The sequence below is a fragment of the Sulfitobacter sp. D7 genome (assembly GCF_003611275.1).
In the GTDB taxonomy this organism is placed as follows: Bacteria; Pseudomonadota; Alphaproteobacteria; order Rhodobacterales; family Rhodobacteraceae; genus Sulfitobacter; species Sulfitobacter profundi.
Window position 1 is genome coordinate 1,683,690 of the sequence record NZ_CP020694.1, and the last position, 17,894, is coordinate 1,701,583.

Genomic DNA, 17,894 nt, shown 5'->3' on the forward strand with positions numbered 1-17,894 from the left:
CTTTCTCCTACCTTAATAGCCGGGAGAAAACAGCACAAACCGTCCCCTGCAGGGCTGCCGTTGCGGAATAACTGCTATACAGGTCAGCAGCTGTGACCTATATAGGAGGCAATCATGCAAGACTGACGTGCTAGGGAGGGCCCGCCATGACAACGCAAAAGATTTCACTGAACGACCGTTTCGACCTTGAGAAAAGCCCGGTGCTGCTGAACGGCACGCAGGCGCTGGTTCGGCTGATGATGATGCAGTCCGCCCGCGACCGCGCGGCGGGGCTGAACACCGCAGGCTATGTGACCGGCTACCGGGGCAGTCCGCTGGGCGGGGTCGACCTGCAAATGCAGCGTTCAGAGAAGAAACTCGCCGAGCATAACGTGCGCTTTGAGCCGGGGCTGAACGAAGACCTCGCGGCGACGATGCTTTGGGGCAGCCAGCAGGCGGAACTGCGCGGCGAGGGGAAATATGATGGCGTCTATGGCCTATGGTACGGCAAAGGCCCGGGTGTGGACCGCACCGGCGATGTGATGCGCCATGCGAATATGGCGGGCACTTCGCCTCATGGTGGTGTGTTGATGGCGATGGGGGATGACCATACCGGCGAATCCTCCACCGTGTTGCACCAGTCGGAATGGGCGATGGTGGATGCCTATATGCCGGTGGTCTCGCCCGCCGGTGTGCAGGAAATTCTTGATTACGGCATCTACGGCTGGGCGCTCAGCCGGTTTTCGGGCCTTTGGGTGGGCCTGAAGACGATGAAGGACACCGTGGAGGCGACGAGCGTCGTCAACGGCGATCCGAACCGGATGAAGCTGGTGATCCCTGAGTTCGACATGCCCGATGGCGGGCTGAGTATCCGTCTGGGCGACACCCCGCATCTGCAAGAAGCGCGGATGATTGACTACAAGCGCTTCGCCGCCGAGGCGTTCTCTCATGCCAACAAGATGGACAAGCGCGTCTGGGGCAAGCGCGGGGCCAAGATCGGCTTTGCCGCCGCGGGCAAGAACTGGCTCGATCTGGTACACGCGCTGAGCCTGCTGAACATCGATGAGAACGAAGCCGAGCGGCTAGGCATCACCACTTATAAGATCGGTCAGACCTTCCCGCTCGACATGCAGGGGTTCCACGAATGGGCCGACGGGCTTGATCTGGTGGTCGTGGTCGAAGAAAAGCGCAAGCTGATCGAAGTGCAGATCAAGGAAGCGCTGTTCAACGATACCCACCGCCGCGTCTATGGGTGGCACAAAGGTGGCGCGGGCATGGAGCATGGCGAAGAGTTGTTCCCGACCCGTGGCGCGCTCGACCCTATTCTGATCGCCGAAAAGATCGGCGGCATTCTGTTGGAAGAGGGCCGCGAGACCGATGGGATCCGCGCGGGGCTTGAGGCGCTGAACGAGGCACGCCGGTCGGACAATGCCGAAGATATCGCCGCGCGACTGCCGTATTACTGCGCGGGCTGCCCGCATAACTCCTCGACCAAAGTGCCAGAGGGCTCCCGCGCCTATGCGGGGATCGGCTGTCACTATATGGTGCAATGGATGGACCGTGAGACCACGGGCTTCACCCATATGGGCGGCGAGGGCGCGAACTGGATCGGCGAAGCGCCGTTCTCCAATACAGAGCATGTGTTCCAGAACCTTGGCGACGGCACCTACAACCACTCCGGTGTGCTGGCCATTCGGGCCGCCATCGCGGCGGGAACGAACATCACCTATAAGATCCTCTATAACGACGCGGTTGCAATGACCGGCGGTCAGCACAACGAAGGCGACCTTGACGCCTACCGCATCGTCGAAGAGTTGAAGGCCATGGGCGTGAAGAACCTCGCCGTGGTCTATGACCAGAAGGAAGACGTGGACCTCAGCCGCTTCAAGGGCGTCGAAATACACGAGCGCGCCGAGATGCCGAATGTGCAAAAGGCCTACCGCAAGCACAAGGGCGTGTCGGCCATCGTCTATATCCAGACCTGCGCCGCCGAGAAGCGCCGCCGCCGCAAGCGCGGGCTGTTCCCGGACCCCGACAAGCGTGTCTTCATCAACGAGGACGTTTGCGAAGGCTGCGGCGATTGCGGTGTGCAGTCGAACTGCGTGGCCGTGGTCCCGAACGAGACCGAGCTGGGCCGCAAACGCGCCATTGACCAGTCGCAGTGCAACAAAGACTTCTCTTGTCTTGACGGTTTCTGCCCCTCCTTCGTGACGTTGGAAGGCGCCAAGATCCGCAAGGATCCGACCACCGAACTGACCATCCCCGACCTGCCGCAGCCAAACCTGCCCAAGATCGACGGCACCCATAACGTCGTCATCACCGGCGTGGGCGGCACCGGGGTCGTCACCATCGGCGCGCTGCTGGCGCAGGCGGCTCAACTTGATGGCAAGGGGGCTGGCATGATGGAGATGGCGGGCCTCGCCCAGAAGGGCGGTGCGGTGCATATCCACTGCCGTCTGGCCGAGCGTCCCGAAGACATCAGCGCAATCCGTGTGGCCACCGGCGAGGCGCATGCGCTCATTGGCGGCGATCTGGTGGTCTCGGCGGGCCATAAGACACTGGGTCTGACCCGCGCCGGGCGCACCGGTGCGGTGGTGAACTCGCACCAGATCATCACCGGCGATTTCACCCGCGATACCGAGTTTCAGATGCCCTATGACCGGCTGAGCCTCGCGCTCGAAGCGCGTCTGAAGGATGATGTCGCGATGTTTGATGCCTCGGATCTGGCCAAGGCGAGTTTGGGAGATTCGATCTTTTCCAACATGATGATCTTCGGCGCCGCATGGCAGCGCGGCCTTCTGCCCCTCTCGTTCGAAAGCCTGATGCAGGCGATTGAGATGAACGGCGCGGCGGTAGAGCGCAACAAGCGCGCGTTTGAGATTGGCCGCTGGGCCGTGCTCTATCCCGAAGACGCCAAAGCGGTAAGTCAGCCTGATAACGTGGTGGAATTGCCCAAATCGCTGGGGGAGAAGATCGCCTTCCGTGAGAACCACCTGACCGAGTATCAGGGTAAGGGACTGGCCAAGCGCTACACGAAGATGCTCGACGGTATTGAGGACCGTGACGTCAAGGCGGCGATGGCGATGGGCTATCATAAGCTCCTGAGCTACAAGGACGAATACGAGGTCGCCCGCCTGTTGATCACCAGCCGTGACAAGGCGCGGGCGCAGTTCGACGGCGATTTCAACATGACCTTCCACATGGCGCCGCCGCTCTTGTCCAAGATGGGGCCCAACGGTCGGCCCCAGAAGCGCGAATTCGGCCAATGGCTCGAAGGGCCGCTGCGGGTTATGGCGAAGTTCAAGGGTCTGCGCGGCACGCCTTTCGACCCCTTTGGCTATACCGCCGAGCGCAAGATGGAACGTGCGTTGATCAAACAGTATGAGGCCGACATGGCCGAAGTGCTGCCCAAACTGACCGATCAGACCCGCGGCGCCATCGTGGCACTGGCCGAACTGCCCTTGCAAATCCGCGGTTTCGGTCCGGTGAAACAGGCCAATGAAGCCAAGGCCGAGAAGCGCCGCGAGGAACTGCTGGCGGTGATCCGCGCGGGCGGCACCTCCACGGCCAAGGCCGCGGAGTAATACGGCTGTTACATTTCTGGGCTAGGGAGAGCATCAGTGCGATCCTGAGGCCCAGATGTGACCTACGCCCGTGACATAAGCTATGCCCATTCCGCCCGAACTCGGGGCGGGAGGGCGCTCATCCGATTGATGGAAAACACCACCGGGCGGGTGTCCTTACTGAAACGGGCCGAGGGCTACGAAGACGATCTGGCCGCGGGGCTGGGGTTCTTTGATGCCATGGTGCGGCGCTGTGGTTTGACATTGGATGTGATGCGCGGGTCTTTGGCCGATATTCCAAAGCGTGGCCCTGTCATTCTGATCGCCAATCATCCCTACGGCATTCTGGACGGGCTGATGCTAGGCCATATCCTCAGCCGGACGCGCGGTGACTTTCGGATCATGGCCAATGCGGTGTTCAGCCAAGCGCCGGATCTGGCACACCATCTTTTGCCGATCAGCTTTGCCGAAGATCGCGCCGCGCTGGCGCTGAACCTCGCCACGCGCCGGACCGCGTTGACCTATCTAGACCAAGGCGGTGCGATTGGCATCTTCCCGGGCGGCACGGTCAGCACCGCCGCGCGGCCCTTTTCGCAACCGATGGATCCCGGATGGCGCAGTTTCACCGCGCGGATGATCGCCAAGTCTGACGCCACGGTGGTGCCGATCTATTTCGACGGCCACACCAGCCGGCTGTTCCAAATCGCCAGCCACCTGCATGCCAATCTGCGAATGGGGCTGCTGATCAAAGAGTTTCGCGCCCGTGTCGATAGCCCCGTGCGCGTGGCCATCGGCGACCCGATTCCGCGCACCATGCTTGACCCGCTGGCGGGGGACGCAAAAGCGATGATGGATTTCCTGCGCAAAGCCACTTATGAGTTGTCACCAAAGCCGGGCCAGTATCAGGGTCTTGGCTACGAGTTTGAGGAACGGCATAGAGCCGACAGGTGACAACAGACCATGGCAGTTGGTATTTTCGATTCGGGGCTGGGCGGGCTGACCGTCTGGAACAAGGTGCAAGAACGGCTGCCGGAGGTGGATTTTGTCTATCTCGCTGACAGCGCCCATGCGCCCTACGGCGTGCGCAATGCCGATGATATCTATGCGCTGACCTGCGCCGCCGTGCAGCGGCTGTTCGATGCGGGCTGCGATCTGGTGATCCTTGCCTGTAACACCGCCTCGGCCGCTGCGCTGCGCCGGATGCAAGAGGGCTGGATCCCGCGCGAGAAACGGGTGTTGGGCGTCTTTGTGCCGCTGATCGAGGCGATGACCGAACGCCAATGGGGCGATAACTCCCCGCCGCGCGAAGTGGCGGTGAACCATGTGGCGCTTTTCGCCACGCCCGCGACGGTGGCAAGCCGCGCCTTTCAGCGTGAACTGTCCTTCCGCGCCATCGGGGTGGATGTCGAAGCGCAGGCCTGCGGTGGGGTGGTCGATGCCATCGAAGAGGGCGATATGATCCTCGCCGAAGCGCTGGTGCGCAGCCATGTCGATGCGTTGAAACGTAAAATGCCCGACCCCGACGCGGCGATCTTGGGCTGCACCCATTACCCGCTGATGCAGGAGGCGTTTCAGGCGGCCTTGGGCGGGCAAGTCAAAGTGTTTAGCCAAGCCGAGTTGGTGGCGGATTCATTGGCGGATTATCTTGAGCGGCATCCCAATATGATGGGCAGTGGCGAGGCGGCGTTTCTCACCACCGGCGATCCCGCCCGGGTGAGCGACCGTGCGACGCAGTTCCTGCGACGACAGATCACATTCACCGCCGCCTGAACTCCAATTATATTTCGTTCCGAACAAGGGGACAGACCATGACCCAGAACATCGCCATTCTTGGCGCCTCCGGCTATACCGGGGCAGAACTCATCCGGCTGATCGCTGGCCATTCCTCAATGAAAATCAAAGCTTTGGGGGCGAACTCCAAGGCGGGGCAATCTATGGCCGAGGTGTTTCCGCATCTGCGCCATCTTGATCTGCCCACATTGGTCACGATTGAAGAAATCGACTTTTCGCAGATTGATCTGTGCTTTTGCGCGTTGCCGCATAAGACCAGCCAAGAGGTGATCGCGGCGCTGCCCAAAGACCTGAAGATCGTCGACCTCTCTGCCGATTTCCGCCTGCGCGACCCAGAGGATTACGCCAAGTGGTACGGCAATGAACACGCCGCCCTAGAGCAGCAGAAAGAGGCGGTTTACGGCCTCACCGAATTCTACCGCAAAGAGATTTCAGCCGCGCGGTTGGTGGCAGGCACGGGCTGCAACGCGGCGACGGGGCAGTTTGCCCTGCGCCCGCTGATCGCCGCGGGTGTGATTGATCTGGATGACATCATTCTCGACCTGAAATGCGCGGTCTCGGGCGCGGGGCGCTCGCTCAAGGAAAACCTGCTTCATGCGGAGTTGAGCGAGGGCTATCACGCCTATGCGCTTGGCAGCACGCACCGGCATCTGGGTGAATTCGATCAGGAATTCTCGGCCATTGCCGGGCGGCCCGTGCAGGTGCAATTCACCCCGCATTTGGTGCCCGCAAACCGCGGCATCTTGGCCACCTGCTATGTCAAAGGCGACGCGCAGACGATTTATGAGACGCTGCAGAACGCCTATGCAGATGAGCCCTTTATCGAGGTGCTGCCCTTCGGCGAAGCGCCCAGCACCCGGCATGTGCGCGGCTCGAACTTCTGCCATATCGGCGTGGTCGCCGACCGTCAGACCGGGCGGGCGACCGTGGTCGCGGCGCTCGATAATCTGACCAAAGGCTCCAGCGGTCAGGCGTTGCAAAACGCGAACCTGATGCTCGGCTTGCCGGAAACCGAGGGGCTGATGATGGCCCCGCTGTTCCCATGAAGAGCCTCAAGAAACAGCGCCGGATCCAGATCATTGCCGTTGCGGCGGTGGCCTTGGTGCTGTCGACTACTCTGATCGGCTATGCGCTGCGCGACGGGATCAACTATTTCCGCGCGCCGAGCCAAGTCATCGCCGAGCCGCCCGGCCCGGCAGAGGTGTTCCGCATTGGCGGTCTGGTCGAAGAAGGGTCACTCAAACGCGGCCAGGGCGAACAGATTCGCTTTGCCGTGACCGATGGTGGGGCCTCCGTGCCGGTCGTCTTTACCGGGGTGTTGCCTGATCTGTTCGAAGAGAACCAAGGCATGGTCGGCACCGGACGTTATATCGATGGGACTTTCGAAGCCTCTGAAATCCTTGCCAAACATGACGAGACTTACATGCCCAAGGAAGTAACGGATGCGCTGAAAGAGCAGGGCGTCTACCGCGAGCCCGAAGGGTGATCTGCGCGCAACGCACGCGGGGCTGAGGCCCCGTTAACCCATCCGGCCGAGCCTGTTTGCACCCAAGACAGGAGAGCCCGCGATGCAGACCGTCCGAGAGATCGCCAGCGCCATCGTCGCCCGGGAGGGCGGCTTTGTGAATGACCCCGATGACCCCGGCGGGGCGACGAAATTCGGGGTGACGATCCATACCATGCGCCGATTGGGACTGGACCTGACGGGGGATGGGGCGGTCGATGTGGCCGACGTGCGCCGCCTAAGTCGCGCGCAGGCGGTGGATATCTTTGTCAGACATTACTTCAACGCCCCGCGCATCGCGGAATTGCCCGCGCCGTTGCAGCCGAGCGTTTTTGACATGTATGTCAATGCGGGCAGCAATGCGGTGAAGATCCTGCAAAGCTTGCTGCGCGAGATGGGGGAGGAGATCGGTGTTGACGGGGCCATCGGGCCGCAGACGATCCGAGCCGCCCAAGCCGCATGGCAGGCCGCACCCGATCATCTGGTCGACGCCTACGGTATCGCGCGGCGCAACTACTACTTCCGTCTCGCCGACCGTCGCCCCGCCAGCCGCAAATACGCGCGCAGCCGGGCTGGCGGCAAGGGCGGCTGGATCCGACGCGCCGAAGAGTTCATCGCACCACAATATCGCATGAGCGACGCAGATTTCGCACGGAGGGTGGCACAATGGGGCTGATCGAACGTATTTTTACGACGGTTTTCGGCGGCGAGCGCAATGTCATCCGCGACACGGTCGAAGTGTTTCGCGAGAATGCCGAGGCCGGGGCGCAGCGTGCTCATGCGGTGCAGGGCAAAGCGATGGCGCAATATGGGGCGGAGTTCGCCCAAGCTCGGCAGGGCGGCTTTGACCGCTTCATGGATGGGATCAACCGTTTGCCCCGCCCGATGCTTGCGCTCGGCACCTTGGGGCTGTTCGTAACGGCCATGGTTAACCCTTTGTGGTTTGCCGAACGGATGCAGGGCATTGCGCTGGTGCCAGAGCCGCTTTGGTGGCTGTTGGGCGTGATCGTGTCCTTCTACTTCGGGGCGCGGCAGCAGATGAAATCGCAGGAGTTTCAGCGCGCCATCGTGGGCACCATCGCGCGGGTGCCGCAGGTGGTCGAGAATATCGAGACGCTGCGCGCGTTGCGTGCCGACAGCCCGCAGGTGGCCGCCACCGGTGCCGACAGCCGCTTGGCCCTTGCCGCAGTCACGCCATCGGAGAATCCGGCCCTAGACGCATGGCGCCGCAGCCGCGCCTGACTGCGACCGATTGACCGTTTCCTAGGTTTGATTTGCCATGGCTTAGGGGGCTTAGGCCCCCTATAGTCCGCCCCATGATTACAGAACTTGGACATTTCGCGCTTGTGCTCGCCTTTGGCGTGGCCCTTGTACAGATGGTGGTGCCGATGTGGGGCGCTTGGCGGGGCCGTGCTGCTTGGATGGCGATGGCCGAACCGGCGGCGGCGGCGCAGTTCATCCTGATTGCCCTGTCCTTTGGCGCGCTGATGTGGGCCTTCATCACCTCGGATTTCAGCCTGCAACTGGTGGTGGCCAACAGCCATTCCGCCAAGCCGATGCTGTATAAGATCAGCGGGACATGGGGCAACCACGAAGGCTCGATGCTGCTGTGGGTGCTGATCGTGGCGCTTTTCGGTGCCATGGCCGCGTGGTTTGGCGGCAATCTGCCGCCGCGCCTGCGCGCGCGGGTGCTCTCGGTCCAAGCCGCGATTGGCGTGGCTTTTCTGGCGTTTATCCTTTTCACCTCGAACCCTTTCTTGCGCATGGGCACGCCGCCTTTTGATGGCCAAGACCTGAACCCGCTCTTGCAAGACCCCGGTTTGGCCTTTCACCCGCCATTTCTCTATCTCGGCTATGTTGGCCTCAGCATGGCCTTCAGCTTTGCCGTGGCGGCGCTGATCGAAGGGCGCGTGGATGCGGCGTGGGGCCGGTGGGTGCGGCCTTGGACACTGGCGGCTTGGGTGTTTCTGACCATCGGCATCGCGCTCGGGTCTTGGTGGGCCTATTATGAGCTTGGCTGGGGCGGTTTCTGGTTCTGGGATCCGGTCGAGAATGCGAGCTTCATGCCCTGGCTCTTGGCGGCGGCGCTGCTGCATTCGGCGATTGTGGTGGAAAAACGCGAGAGCTTGAAAAGCTGGACCATCCTGCTGGCGATCCTTGCTTTCGGTTTCTCGCTGATCGGCACCTTTATCGTGCGTTCTGGTCTGCTGACTTCTGTTCACGCCTTTGCCAACGACCCTGAACGCGGGGTCTTTATTCTGGCCATTCTGGGGTCTTTCACCGGCGGGGCGCTGGTGCTCTACTCGCTGCGCGCATCGGCGCTTGAGGCCAAGGGCGTCTTTGGCCTTTTGAGCCGTGAGACCGCCTTGGTGGTGAACAATCTGCTGCTGGCTGTGGCCTGTTTCGTCGTTTTCGTGGGCACCATGTGGCCGCTGGTGGCCGAGATGTTCCTTGACCGCAAACTCAGTGTCGGCCCGCCATTCTTTAACGCTGCGTTTACTCCTTTCATGGTAGCGCTTGGACTGATCCTGCCGATCGGCAGCGCGATGCCGTGGAAACGGGCCAAGATCATGCGCGCACTATACCCGCTGCGCTATGTCTTCCTCCTGGCGCTGGCGCTTGGGGGCTTGGCCTTTGCCATGCAGTCCGGACGCGGGCTGTTGGGGCCTGTGGGCATGTTCCTTGGGGCATGGCTGCTGATGGGCACCGCGGTGGATGTGATGCAGCGTTTGGGCCGCGGCCCGGGTAAGTTGCGCCGTCTACGGCGTCTGCCGCGCGCTGATTGGGGCAAGGCCACGGCGCATGGCGGGCTGGGCATCACCATGGCCGGGATCGCGGGGCTGATGGCTTGGGCCGTGGATGACATCCGCGTGGCCCGGATTGATGAGCCTTTTGACGTGGGCAGCTATACGCTAACCCTCCGCGACGTGAGTGAAGTCAGGGGGCCGAACTACCTCAGTACTATGGCCGAGATCACGCTGGCGCAGGAAGGCGATGTGATCTCGACCCTGCGGCCCGAAAAGCGGTTCTACCCCGTGGCGCAGATGCCGACGACCGAGGCGGCGATCGACTATAACCTCGCGCGGGACATCTATGTGGTGATCGGCGATGCGCAGGACGGCGGCGGTTGGGCCGTGCGGACCTATATCAAACCGATGACCAATTGGATTTGGATCGGTTGTGCGCTGATGGCGCTTGGCGGGGTACTGAGCCTGAGCGACCGGCGCTTCCGTGTCGCGGCGGGCGCACGCAAACAACCAGCAGGGGTGCCTGCGGAATGAAGCGACTGCTGCTGATCTTGGCCTTGCTCGCCAGCCCGCTTTGGGCGGTTCAGCCTGACGAGGTGTTGGACGATCCCGCATTGGAGGCCCGAGCGCGGGAGCTCAGCCAAGGTCTGCGCTGTCTCGTTTGCCGTAACGAGAGTATTGATGAGAGCAACGCAAGCCTTGCGCGCGATCTGCGAATTCTGCTGCGCGAGCGGTTGGTGGCCGGCGACAGCGATGAGGAAGCGGTGGATTTCATCGTCGACCGCTACGGTGAATATGTCCTGCTGAACCCGCAGGCCACGGGGGCCAATTGGCTGCTGTGGGGCGCGGGACCGCTGATGCTTTTGTTGGCCGGAGGGCTCGGGGTGGTCTATCTGCGTGGCCGTGCGCGCAGCAAAACCCCGACCGAGGCCCCACTCTCGCCCGAGGAAGAAGCCCGCCTGCGCGATATTCTCGACCGCTGACGCCCCGTTGCACTGGCAGTGGCAAATTGCTTTGATATGCTGCGGCCAAGCAATCAAGGATAGCAAGATGGACTATGAAACGATCACCTATGCGCTGACCGATGATGTCGCGCTGATCACGCTGAACCGCGCCGACAAGATGAATGCGCTGACCACCCAAATGCGGGCGGAGCTGACACATGCGGTGACCGAAGGCGGGCGCGCGGCGCGGGTCGTGGTCCTGACGGGGGCGGGCCGGGCCTTTTGCTCGGGGCAGGACTTGGCCGACCGGGCAGGCGGCGTCGCCGATCTGGAGAAAACGCTGCGCGAAGAATATGCCCCGCTGCTGCGCGCCATTATCAACTGCCCCGTGCCGACCATCGCCGCCGTGAACGGTCCGGCGGCGGGGGCGGGGGCGAATATCGCGCTGGCCGCCGATGTCGTCTTTGCCAGTGAGAGCGCTTATTTCATGCAGGCTTTTACCCGCATTGGCTTGATCCCTGACGCGGGCGGCACCTATGCGCTGCCGCGCCAGATGGGCATGGCCAAGGCGATGGGCGCGGCCCTTTTCGCCGATAAGATCACCGCGCGGCAGGCCGATGACTGGGGCATGATCTGGCAAGCCGTACCGGATGCCGAATTCGACGCCCATTGGCGCACCAAGGCCGCGCAACTGGCCGCCGGTCCCACAGCGGCCTATGCAGAGGCCAAGAAAGCGATCCGCGCGTCTTGGGACAATGGGTTGGAGGATCAACTGTCGCTCGAGGCCGAAGCGCAGGGCCGCTGCGGAAAGTCACAAGACTTTGCCGAAGGGGTCACGGCCTTTACCCAAAAGCGCAGCCCCAAGTTTCAGGGTCGGTAAGGCTAGCAGCTCCGCTCGACCAAAAGCACATCGCTTGCCGAAGGTGCCGGGCCATTGGCCCGCGCCACCACCGCCACCGCGACCCCATCCGCCAAAACCGTATGTACGGAGTTCGACACCTGCGCGATGGTGATCCGTGGCGGGGTCTGGCCCTTGTCATAGACCACGGCGATCTGATCGCAATCATGCAGCGTGTCGGGCACCAGTGCACCCTGAGGGCCGGGGATTTCACTGGCCTTGGCGGGCGTCAGACCGGTGGCGCAGTCCCAGCGAAGCCCTTTGGTCCGTTCTGATCCGGTCATCGTGCTTTCCTTCGTCGCGGGCGGGCTGCTAAGCTGCCAAATGTCATCTACCTTTGGGGCGGACTCCAGCCGGACCGCGAGAGGGGAAATCCCTCAATGCAGTGCCGCGATGATGCCTTTCCCACCCCGAAAAGGCCTCTTGATGTGAGGGTATCGCCCCGGGGGGATTCCCGTCAAGCGGGACTGGGTCATTGTCACGCAAGGCGAAACAGTGCCGTAATTTGGCCGTAATTTGCGCCTCGGTGTTTCGCAACCGGCAAAACGCTTGGAAACATTCACTGTTTTTCGGACCCATTGCATACGTCGCGAGAAGTGGCGTTGATTTACGCGATTCGGAGCCGGGGTATTCGCACGCCGCTTCGCATCTCAATTGTTGCCCTAGGGTCAACAACGTCCGACGCGGGTACCGATTGCAGGGCCGGGGCAAAATGCGAAACGCCCCGGAAATCCGGGGCGTTTGCGATGTTACTGTCGGTTGGTTCAGCGGTTCTCAATATCGACGTAGTCGCGCTTGTCTTCACCAAGGTAAAGCTGACGCGGACGACCGATTTTAAGCTGCGGATCGCTGATCTGCTCTTTCCACTGTGAGATCCAGCCCACGGTCCGCGCCAGCGCGAAGATCGGAGTGAACATCGATGTGGGGAAGCCCATGGCTTCGAGGATGATGCCGGAATAGAAATCCACGTTGGGGAACAGTTTCTTCTCCGCGAAATACGGATCTTCCAATGCCGCTTTTTCAAGTTCCTTGGCGACCTGAAGGATCGGGTTGTTTTCAACACCCATCAGCTCCAGAACCTCGTCGGCGCTTTCCTTCATCACGGTCGCGCGCGGGTCGTGGTTTTTGTAAACGCGGTGGCCAAAGCCCATCAGGCGGAAGGGATCGTTTTTGTCCTTGGCGCGGGCGATGAACTCAGGAATGCGATCGGGCGTGCCGATTTCCTTGAGCATTTCCAAGCAGGCTTGGTTCGCACCACCATGTGCCGGACCCCAAAGGCAGGCGATGCCGGCGGCGATACAAGCGAAGGGGTTCGCGCCGGAAGAAGACGCCAGACGCACGGTTGAAGTCGAGGCGTTCTGCTCGTGATCGGCATGGAGGGTAAAGATCCGGTCCATCGCGCGGCTCAGGATCGGGTTTACCTCATGGTCTTCGGCCGGAACGGCAAAGCACATGCGCAGGAAGTTCGAGGCATAGTCCAGATCGTTGCGCGGATAGACGAAGGGTTGGCCGATGGTGTATTTATAGGCCATCGCCGCGATGGTCGGCATCTTGGCAATCAGACGGATCGTCGCGACTTCGCGCTGATGCTCGTCGTTGATGTCGGTGCTGTCGTGATAGAAGGCCGACATCGCGCCGACCACGCCCACCATGATTGCCATCGGATGCGCGTCGCGACGGAACCCACGGAAGAAGTTCATCATCTGCTCGTGCAGCATGGTGTGGTTGGTCACCAGACATTCGAAATCTTCAAGCGCCTTGGGGGAGGGCAGTTCACCGTAAAGCAACAGGTAGCAAACTTCGAGGTAATGCGATTTGCTCGCCAATTGCTCGATCGGGTAGCCACGGTGCAGCAACACGCCCTCGTCACCATCAATAAAGGTGATCGTGCTGTCGCAGGCTGCCGTCGAGGTGAAACCCGGGTCGTAGGTAAAGACACCCGCCTGAGCGTAAAGCTTGCGGATGTCGACAACATCGGGGCCGTCGGTGGGGCTGTGAATCGGCAGCTCAAAGCTCTGATCGTCGATCGTCAGCGTTGCGGTTTTATTGTTATTGGTCATGAAATCCCTTCCCGAATGTAGGCTGCGGAGATGCTCCCCGCCGTCTGGGCCTAGCCCCAAATGGGGCTGTCCCGTTCAGTTATACCTGCCGCCCAAAGAAGTGGTGAACCAAAACTTAGGCCGCGGCGTCCGTCAGTCGGGCAAGGGTCTCATCGCGCCCCAGCACCAACATCATGTCAAAAACCGATGGGGTGACTGCCCTGCCAGCCAAAGCCGCCCGAAGCGGCCCCGCCAGCTTGCCAAATTTGGTGTCATGCGCGGCAGCAAAGCCGTTCAGTACCTCCTCCAGCGTTTCTTTGTTCCAGCTAGCATTTTGCAATTGCGGCGTCAATTCCGACAGTATGCCACGGGATACCGTATCGAGGTTCTTTGCCGCTTTCTCATCCGGGATGATCGGGCGCTCGGCTAAGACAAAGGTCGCTTTTTCAAGCAGTTCCGGGAATGTCTTCGCGCGATCTTTGAGGCAATACATCGCCCGCTCCAAACCCTCGGCTTGGGGTGCCGTAAGGGCAGGCTGACCTGCGGCCTCCAGATAGGCTTCGATTTCGCGCCGCAGCGCGGCATCATCGGCCTGCGCGATATGCTGGCCGCAAAGATTTTCGAGCTTTTTCAGGTCGAATTGCGCGGGGCTTTTGCGGATGCCGTCAAGGTCGAACCACTCTTGGGCCTGTGCGTCGGTAAAGAATTCATCATCCCCGTGGCTCCAGCCCAGCCGGGCAAGGTAGTTGCGCATCCCCGCTGCCGGGTAGCCCATTACCTGATATTCCTGCGCCCCCAAGGCCCCGTGACGTTTCGACAGCTTCTTGCCGTCCGCGCCGTGGATCAGCGGGATATGCGCCCAGACCGGCACGTCCCAACCCATCGCCTCATAGATCATCATCTGGCGGGCGGCATTGTTGAGGTGATCGTCGCCGCGCACCACATGGGTCACGCCCATATCGTGATCGTCCACCACCACGGCCAGCATATAGACCGGCGTGCCGTCCGAGCGGAGCAGGATCATATCGTCAAGCTGATCGTTGCGGATGGTCACATCCCCCTGCACCTGATCGCGGATCACGGTGGTGCCTTCCAGCGGCGCTTTGATGCGGATCACGTAGGGCGCGTCGGGGTGGCTTGCCGGATCGGCGTCGCGCCAGGGCGAGCGGTAGAGCGTGCTGCGTCCCTCGGCGCGTGCGGCCTCGCGGAATGCGGTGATTTCTTCTTGGCTGGCGAAGCATTTATAGGCTTTGCCCGCCGCAAGAAGCTCATGTGCGACTTCGGCATGGCGGGGGGCGTTTTCGAACTGGCTGACGATTTCGCCGTCGTGATCTAGGCCCAGCCAAGACATGCCGGCGAGAATCGCTTTCGTCGCCTCTGGGGTGGACCGCGCGCGGTCGGTGTCTTCAATGCGCAGCAGGAATTTGCCCCCCCGACCACGGGCATAGAGCCAATTAAACAGGGCGGTACGCGCCCCGCCGATGTGCAAGAACCCGGTAGGAGACGGGGCGAAACGGGTCACAACAGGGGCGTTCATGGCGGTGGGCCTTTCGGTCAGAGATATTGTGCTCGGAGCGGCGTTTACCGTTTGGTAACCCGACCGGTCCTAGGATTTGACGTCTGTCTACCCAGTGCGATCCGCGGGGGCAAGCATGGGCCTTTGGAACCAGTTCAGCACCGTGATGCTGCGCCAGCGGGGGCATCTGTTCGGCTGGGTGCCGGTCTGTCTCGCCTTGGGGATCGGATGGTATTTTTCGCTGGCGGCGGAGCCTTCGATACCACTGCTTTGGGCCACCGCACTCGCCGTCGCCGCGTTGGCGGTTGTGGCGCGGGCATTGCCTGAGGTTACCGCACCCTTCGCGGTCGGTTTGGCCTTGGTTCTGCTGGGATTGCTCCTCGCGGCGTTTCGGGCGCATTCGATAAGCGCCCCCGTGCTCGGCTGGCGCTACTATGGCGCTGTCGAAGGGCGCGTCGTGGCGCTTGACCGCAGTCAATCTGATGTGCCGCGTGTCACGCTTGATCAGGTCCGGTTAGAGCGGGTGCCGCCCGCGCGTACGCCGAGCCGGGTCCGGGTCTCGCTCCACTCGAAACTCTCCGGCGCGGTTGCGCCCAAGCCGGGCATGCAGGTGATGACCACCGCGCATCTGTCGCCGCCCGCGGGCCCGGTTGAGCCCGGCGGATTTGATTTCCAGCGCCACGCTTGGTTCGCGGGGCTGGGGGCGGTCGGTTATGCCCGGGTGCCGCTATTGGGCATCGCAGAACCAGCCGAAAGGGACCCCGGTCTGGCCCTGTTTCGGCTGCGCATGGCCGCATCGGCACGGGTGCGCGCGCATCTGCCCGGAGACATTGGCGGTTTTGCCGCCGCCATCACCACCGGCGACCGCAGCGCCATTTCGCAAGCCGCGCTACAAAACCTGCGCAGCAGCAATCTGGCGCATCTATTGGCGATCTCGGGGCTGCACATGGGGCTGCTCAGCGCGGTCGTCTTTGGCGCGGCGCGGTTGATCCTTGCTCTGCATCCGGTCTCGGCCACAGGCTGGCCCAGCCGCAGCATCGCGGCGGCAGCTGCGCTTATCGCCGCCACCGGCTATCTCGCGCTCTCGGGCGGAAATGTCGCGACCGAGCGGGCCTATATCATGTGCGCCGTCGCCTTGTGCGCGCTGATGATCGGGCGGCGGGCGATTTCGTTGCGGGCCGTCGCCGTGGCGGGGATCATCGTGCTGATCCTGCGCCCCGAGGCGCTGATGGGGCCGGGCTTCCAGATGTCATTCGCCGCGACCACTGCGCTTGTCGCAGTCTTTGGCTGGATGCGCGACTTTGAAGGTGAGGTCATCCCCAAGCGCCTTCGCCCGGTCGCTGCTATCGTGATCTCCTCAGCCGTTGCGGGTTTCGCCACCGCGCCGATCTCCGCCGCGCATTTCAACACGGTCGCCCATTACGGGCTGGTCGCAAACCTGCTTTCGGTCCCGTTGATGGGCGTCTTGGTCATTCCCGCCGCCGTGCTGGCCGCCATCCTCGCGCCCATAGGGGGCGAGGGGCTGCCGCTTTGGGCGATGGGGCTCGGCCTGAGGTGGATACTATCGGTCGCGGATCTGGTGGCGCATCTGCCCGGCGCGCGCAGTTTCGTGCCGGGGCCGGGGGGATGGGTGCTGCCGCTTCTGTCGCTTGGATTTCTATGGCTCATCCTGTGGCAAGGCCGCATGCGCTGGTTGGGCGCGCCCGCGATGCTGCTGTCCTTCGCCCTTTGGCAGGGGGCCACGCGCCCCGATGTGCTTGTCGCCGATACTGGGACGCTGGTGGGTGTAATGACCCCGGCGGGCAGGGCGCTCAGCAAAGAGAGGGGCGCAGGATTTGTTGCCCGCAATTGGTTGGAAAATGACGGCGACGGCGTTGATCAGGCCATGGCCGCTCAAAGGTGGGCCGCGCAAGAGGATAGAATTATCCACCTTTCAGGAAAACGGGCGGTCGCCGCATTTACCGGCTGTCAGCCGGAAGATATCGTGGTGGCATCTGTCGAGATAGCGACAGCCCAGACTTGGGGCTGCCCGATCTATGATCCTGTTCGCCTACGTGAAACCGGCGCCCTGGCGCTAACCAAATCGTCCCACGGTTGGCAGATCACCACCGCGAGGGACCGTGCCGGCCTGCGTTTGTGGAACAGCAGGCCAAACCGTCAGTAGGTGCGGATCAACCCCACCAGTCGGCCCTGAACCTTAACCTTGTCCGAGGGCAGTACGCGGGTTTCATAGGCCGCGTTCGCCGCTTCCAAAGCGACCGAAGACCCCTGCCTACGGAAACGTTTCAGCGTTGCCTCTTGATCCTCGACCAGCGCGACCACGATATCACCGTTGTCGGCCACAGATGTCTCGCGGATCACTACGATGTCGCCATCGTTAATGCCCGCCTCAATCATCGAGTCGCCCCGCACCTCAAGCGCGTAATGCTCGCTTTGACCGGCGATCATTCCACCGGGAACCGTAACGCTGTGCGAGACTTGTGAAATCGCCTCAATCGGAACACCGGCAGCAATCCGGCCCATGACCGGCACATCAAAGGCGTGCTGCGCCGTGACCGATTGTGCTGCGGGCGGCGGCGGGGTGTCGGGGCGATCCCCGTCAATCACGCGCGGGGCAAAACCGGGCGCACCGCCGAGGCTTTCAGGAAGTTTGACCACTTCGATTGCGCGGGCACGATGGGCAAGGCGCCGGATAAATCCGCGTTCTTCTAGTGCCGTGATCAAACGGTGAATGCCAGACTTCGATCGCAGATCGAGTGCCAATTTCATCTCATCAAAACTCGGCGGGACGCCGTCGCGCTGCACGCGCTGGTGAATGAAAGAAAGCAAATCGAGTTGTTTTTTGGTCAGCATTGCACGGCCCCTGAAGCTTTTATTGCTTTTGTTCTACGGATGTTCTTGTTTTGTGTCAAC

15 protein-coding genes are annotated in these 17,894 nt (G+C 62.0%); 11 read left to right on the forward strand and 4 right to left on the reverse strand.

The window, feature by feature from the left end:
• Positions 1-146 precede the first annotated feature (146 nt).
• From B5M07_RS08155 to B5M07_RS08200, 10 genes are all read left to right on the forward strand, one after another.
• The gene (locus tag B5M07_RS08155; protein ID WP_120350932.1) at positions 147-3,563 is read left to right on the forward strand and encodes an indolepyruvate ferredoxin oxidoreductase family protein; all 3,417 of its coding nucleotides are present in this window, start codon (positions 147-149) and stop codon (positions 3,561-3,563) included.
• 57 nt (positions 3,564-3,620) lie between these two features.
• Positions 3,621-4,493, forward strand: coding sequence for a lysophospholipid acyltransferase family protein (locus tag B5M07_RS08160; protein ID WP_317389437.1), 873 nt, complete (start codon positions 3,621-3,623; stop codon positions 4,491-4,493).
• Positions 4,494-4,502: 9 nt separating this feature from the next.
• The gene (locus B5M07_RS08165) at positions 4,503-5,312 is read left to right on the forward strand and encodes a glutamate racemase (RefSeq protein WP_120350934.1); all 810 of its coding nucleotides are present in this window, start codon (positions 4,503-4,505) and stop codon (positions 5,310-5,312) included.
• A 38-nt stretch (positions 5,313-5,350) separates the two neighbouring features.
• Positions 5,351-6,379, forward strand: a complete 1,029-nt coding sequence (gene argC / locus B5M07_RS08170; RefSeq protein WP_120350935.1) for an N-acetyl-gamma-glutamyl-phosphate reductase — start codon at positions 5,351-5,353, stop codon at positions 6,377-6,379.
• Positions 6,376-6,819 (forward strand): cytochrome c maturation protein CcmE, encoded by a 444-nt coding sequence (gene ccmE, locus B5M07_RS08175; RefSeq protein WP_067937768.1) that lies wholly within the window; start codon positions 6,376-6,378, stop codon positions 6,817-6,819. Before argC ends, ccmE begins: the two co-directional genes overlap by 4 nt.
• An 82-nt stretch (positions 6,820-6,901) precedes the next feature.
• The gene (locus tag B5M07_RS08180; protein ID WP_120350936.1) at positions 6,902-7,513 is read left to right on the forward strand and encodes a holin-associated N-acetylmuramidase; all 612 of its coding nucleotides are present in this window, start codon (positions 6,902-6,904) and stop codon (positions 7,511-7,513) included.
• Complete coding sequence (locus B5M07_RS08185) at positions 7,504-8,079, forward strand: holin family protein (protein ID WP_120350937.1); 576 nt, start codon at positions 7,504-7,506, stop codon at positions 8,077-8,079. Before B5M07_RS08180 ends, B5M07_RS08185 begins: the two co-directional genes overlap by 10 nt.
• A gap of 74 nt (positions 8,080-8,153) precedes the next feature.
• Positions 8,154-10,118 carry a heme lyase CcmF/NrfE family subunit gene (locus B5M07_RS08190; RefSeq protein ID WP_120350938.1) on the forward strand — a complete coding sequence of 655 codons (1,965 nt, stop codon included), beginning with the start codon at positions 8,154-8,156 and terminating at the stop codon, positions 10,116-10,118.
• Positions 10,115-10,567 (forward strand): cytochrome c-type biogenesis protein, encoded by a 453-nt coding sequence (locus tag B5M07_RS08195; RefSeq protein WP_120350939.1) that lies wholly within the window; start codon positions 10,115-10,117, stop codon positions 10,565-10,567. The genes B5M07_RS08190 and B5M07_RS08195 overlap by 4 nt, the downstream gene beginning before the upstream one ends.
• Before the next feature lie 67 nt (positions 10,568-10,634).
• Positions 10,635-11,408, forward strand: a complete 774-nt coding sequence (locus B5M07_RS08200; protein ID WP_120350940.1) for an enoyl-CoA hydratase-related protein — start codon at positions 10,635-10,637, stop codon at positions 11,406-11,408.
• A gap of 2 nt (positions 11,409-11,410) precedes the next feature.
• Here the strand turns inward: B5M07_RS08200 and B5M07_RS08205 are convergent, their stop codons facing one another.
• From B5M07_RS08205 to gltX, 3 genes are all read right to left on the reverse strand, one after another.
• Complete coding sequence (locus B5M07_RS08205) at positions 11,411-11,710, reverse strand: hypothetical protein (RefSeq protein ID WP_120350941.1); 300 nt, start codon at positions 11,708-11,710, stop codon at positions 11,411-11,413.
• A 480-nt stretch (positions 11,711-12,190) separates the two neighbouring features.
• On the reverse strand, positions 12,191-13,486 hold the full coding sequence (locus B5M07_RS08210; protein WP_067626303.1) for a citrate synthase: 1,296 nt from the start codon (positions 13,484-13,486) through the stop codon (positions 12,191-12,193).
• Between the two features lie 115 nt (positions 13,487-13,601).
• The gene (gene gltX, locus B5M07_RS08215) at positions 13,602-15,002 is read right to left on the reverse strand and encodes a glutamate--tRNA ligase (RefSeq protein ID WP_120350942.1); all 1,401 of its coding nucleotides are present in this window, start codon (positions 15,000-15,002) and stop codon (positions 13,602-13,604) included.
• A 115-nt stretch (positions 15,003-15,117) separates the two neighbouring features.
• On the opposite strand from gltX, the gene B5M07_RS08220 reads away from it, so the two are divergent.
• The gene (locus B5M07_RS08220; RefSeq protein WP_120350943.1) at positions 15,118-17,145 is read left to right on the forward strand and encodes a ComEC/Rec2 family competence protein; all 2,028 of its coding nucleotides are present in this window, start codon (positions 15,118-15,120) and stop codon (positions 17,143-17,145) included.
• Here B5M07_RS08220 and lexA read toward each other — a convergent pair.
• Positions 17,139-17,834, reverse strand: a complete 696-nt coding sequence (gene lexA / locus B5M07_RS08225; RefSeq protein WP_120350944.1) for a transcriptional repressor LexA — start codon at positions 17,832-17,834, stop codon at positions 17,139-17,141. The genes B5M07_RS08220 and lexA overlap by 7 nt on opposite strands.
• Positions 17,835-17,894 lie beyond the last annotated feature (60 nt).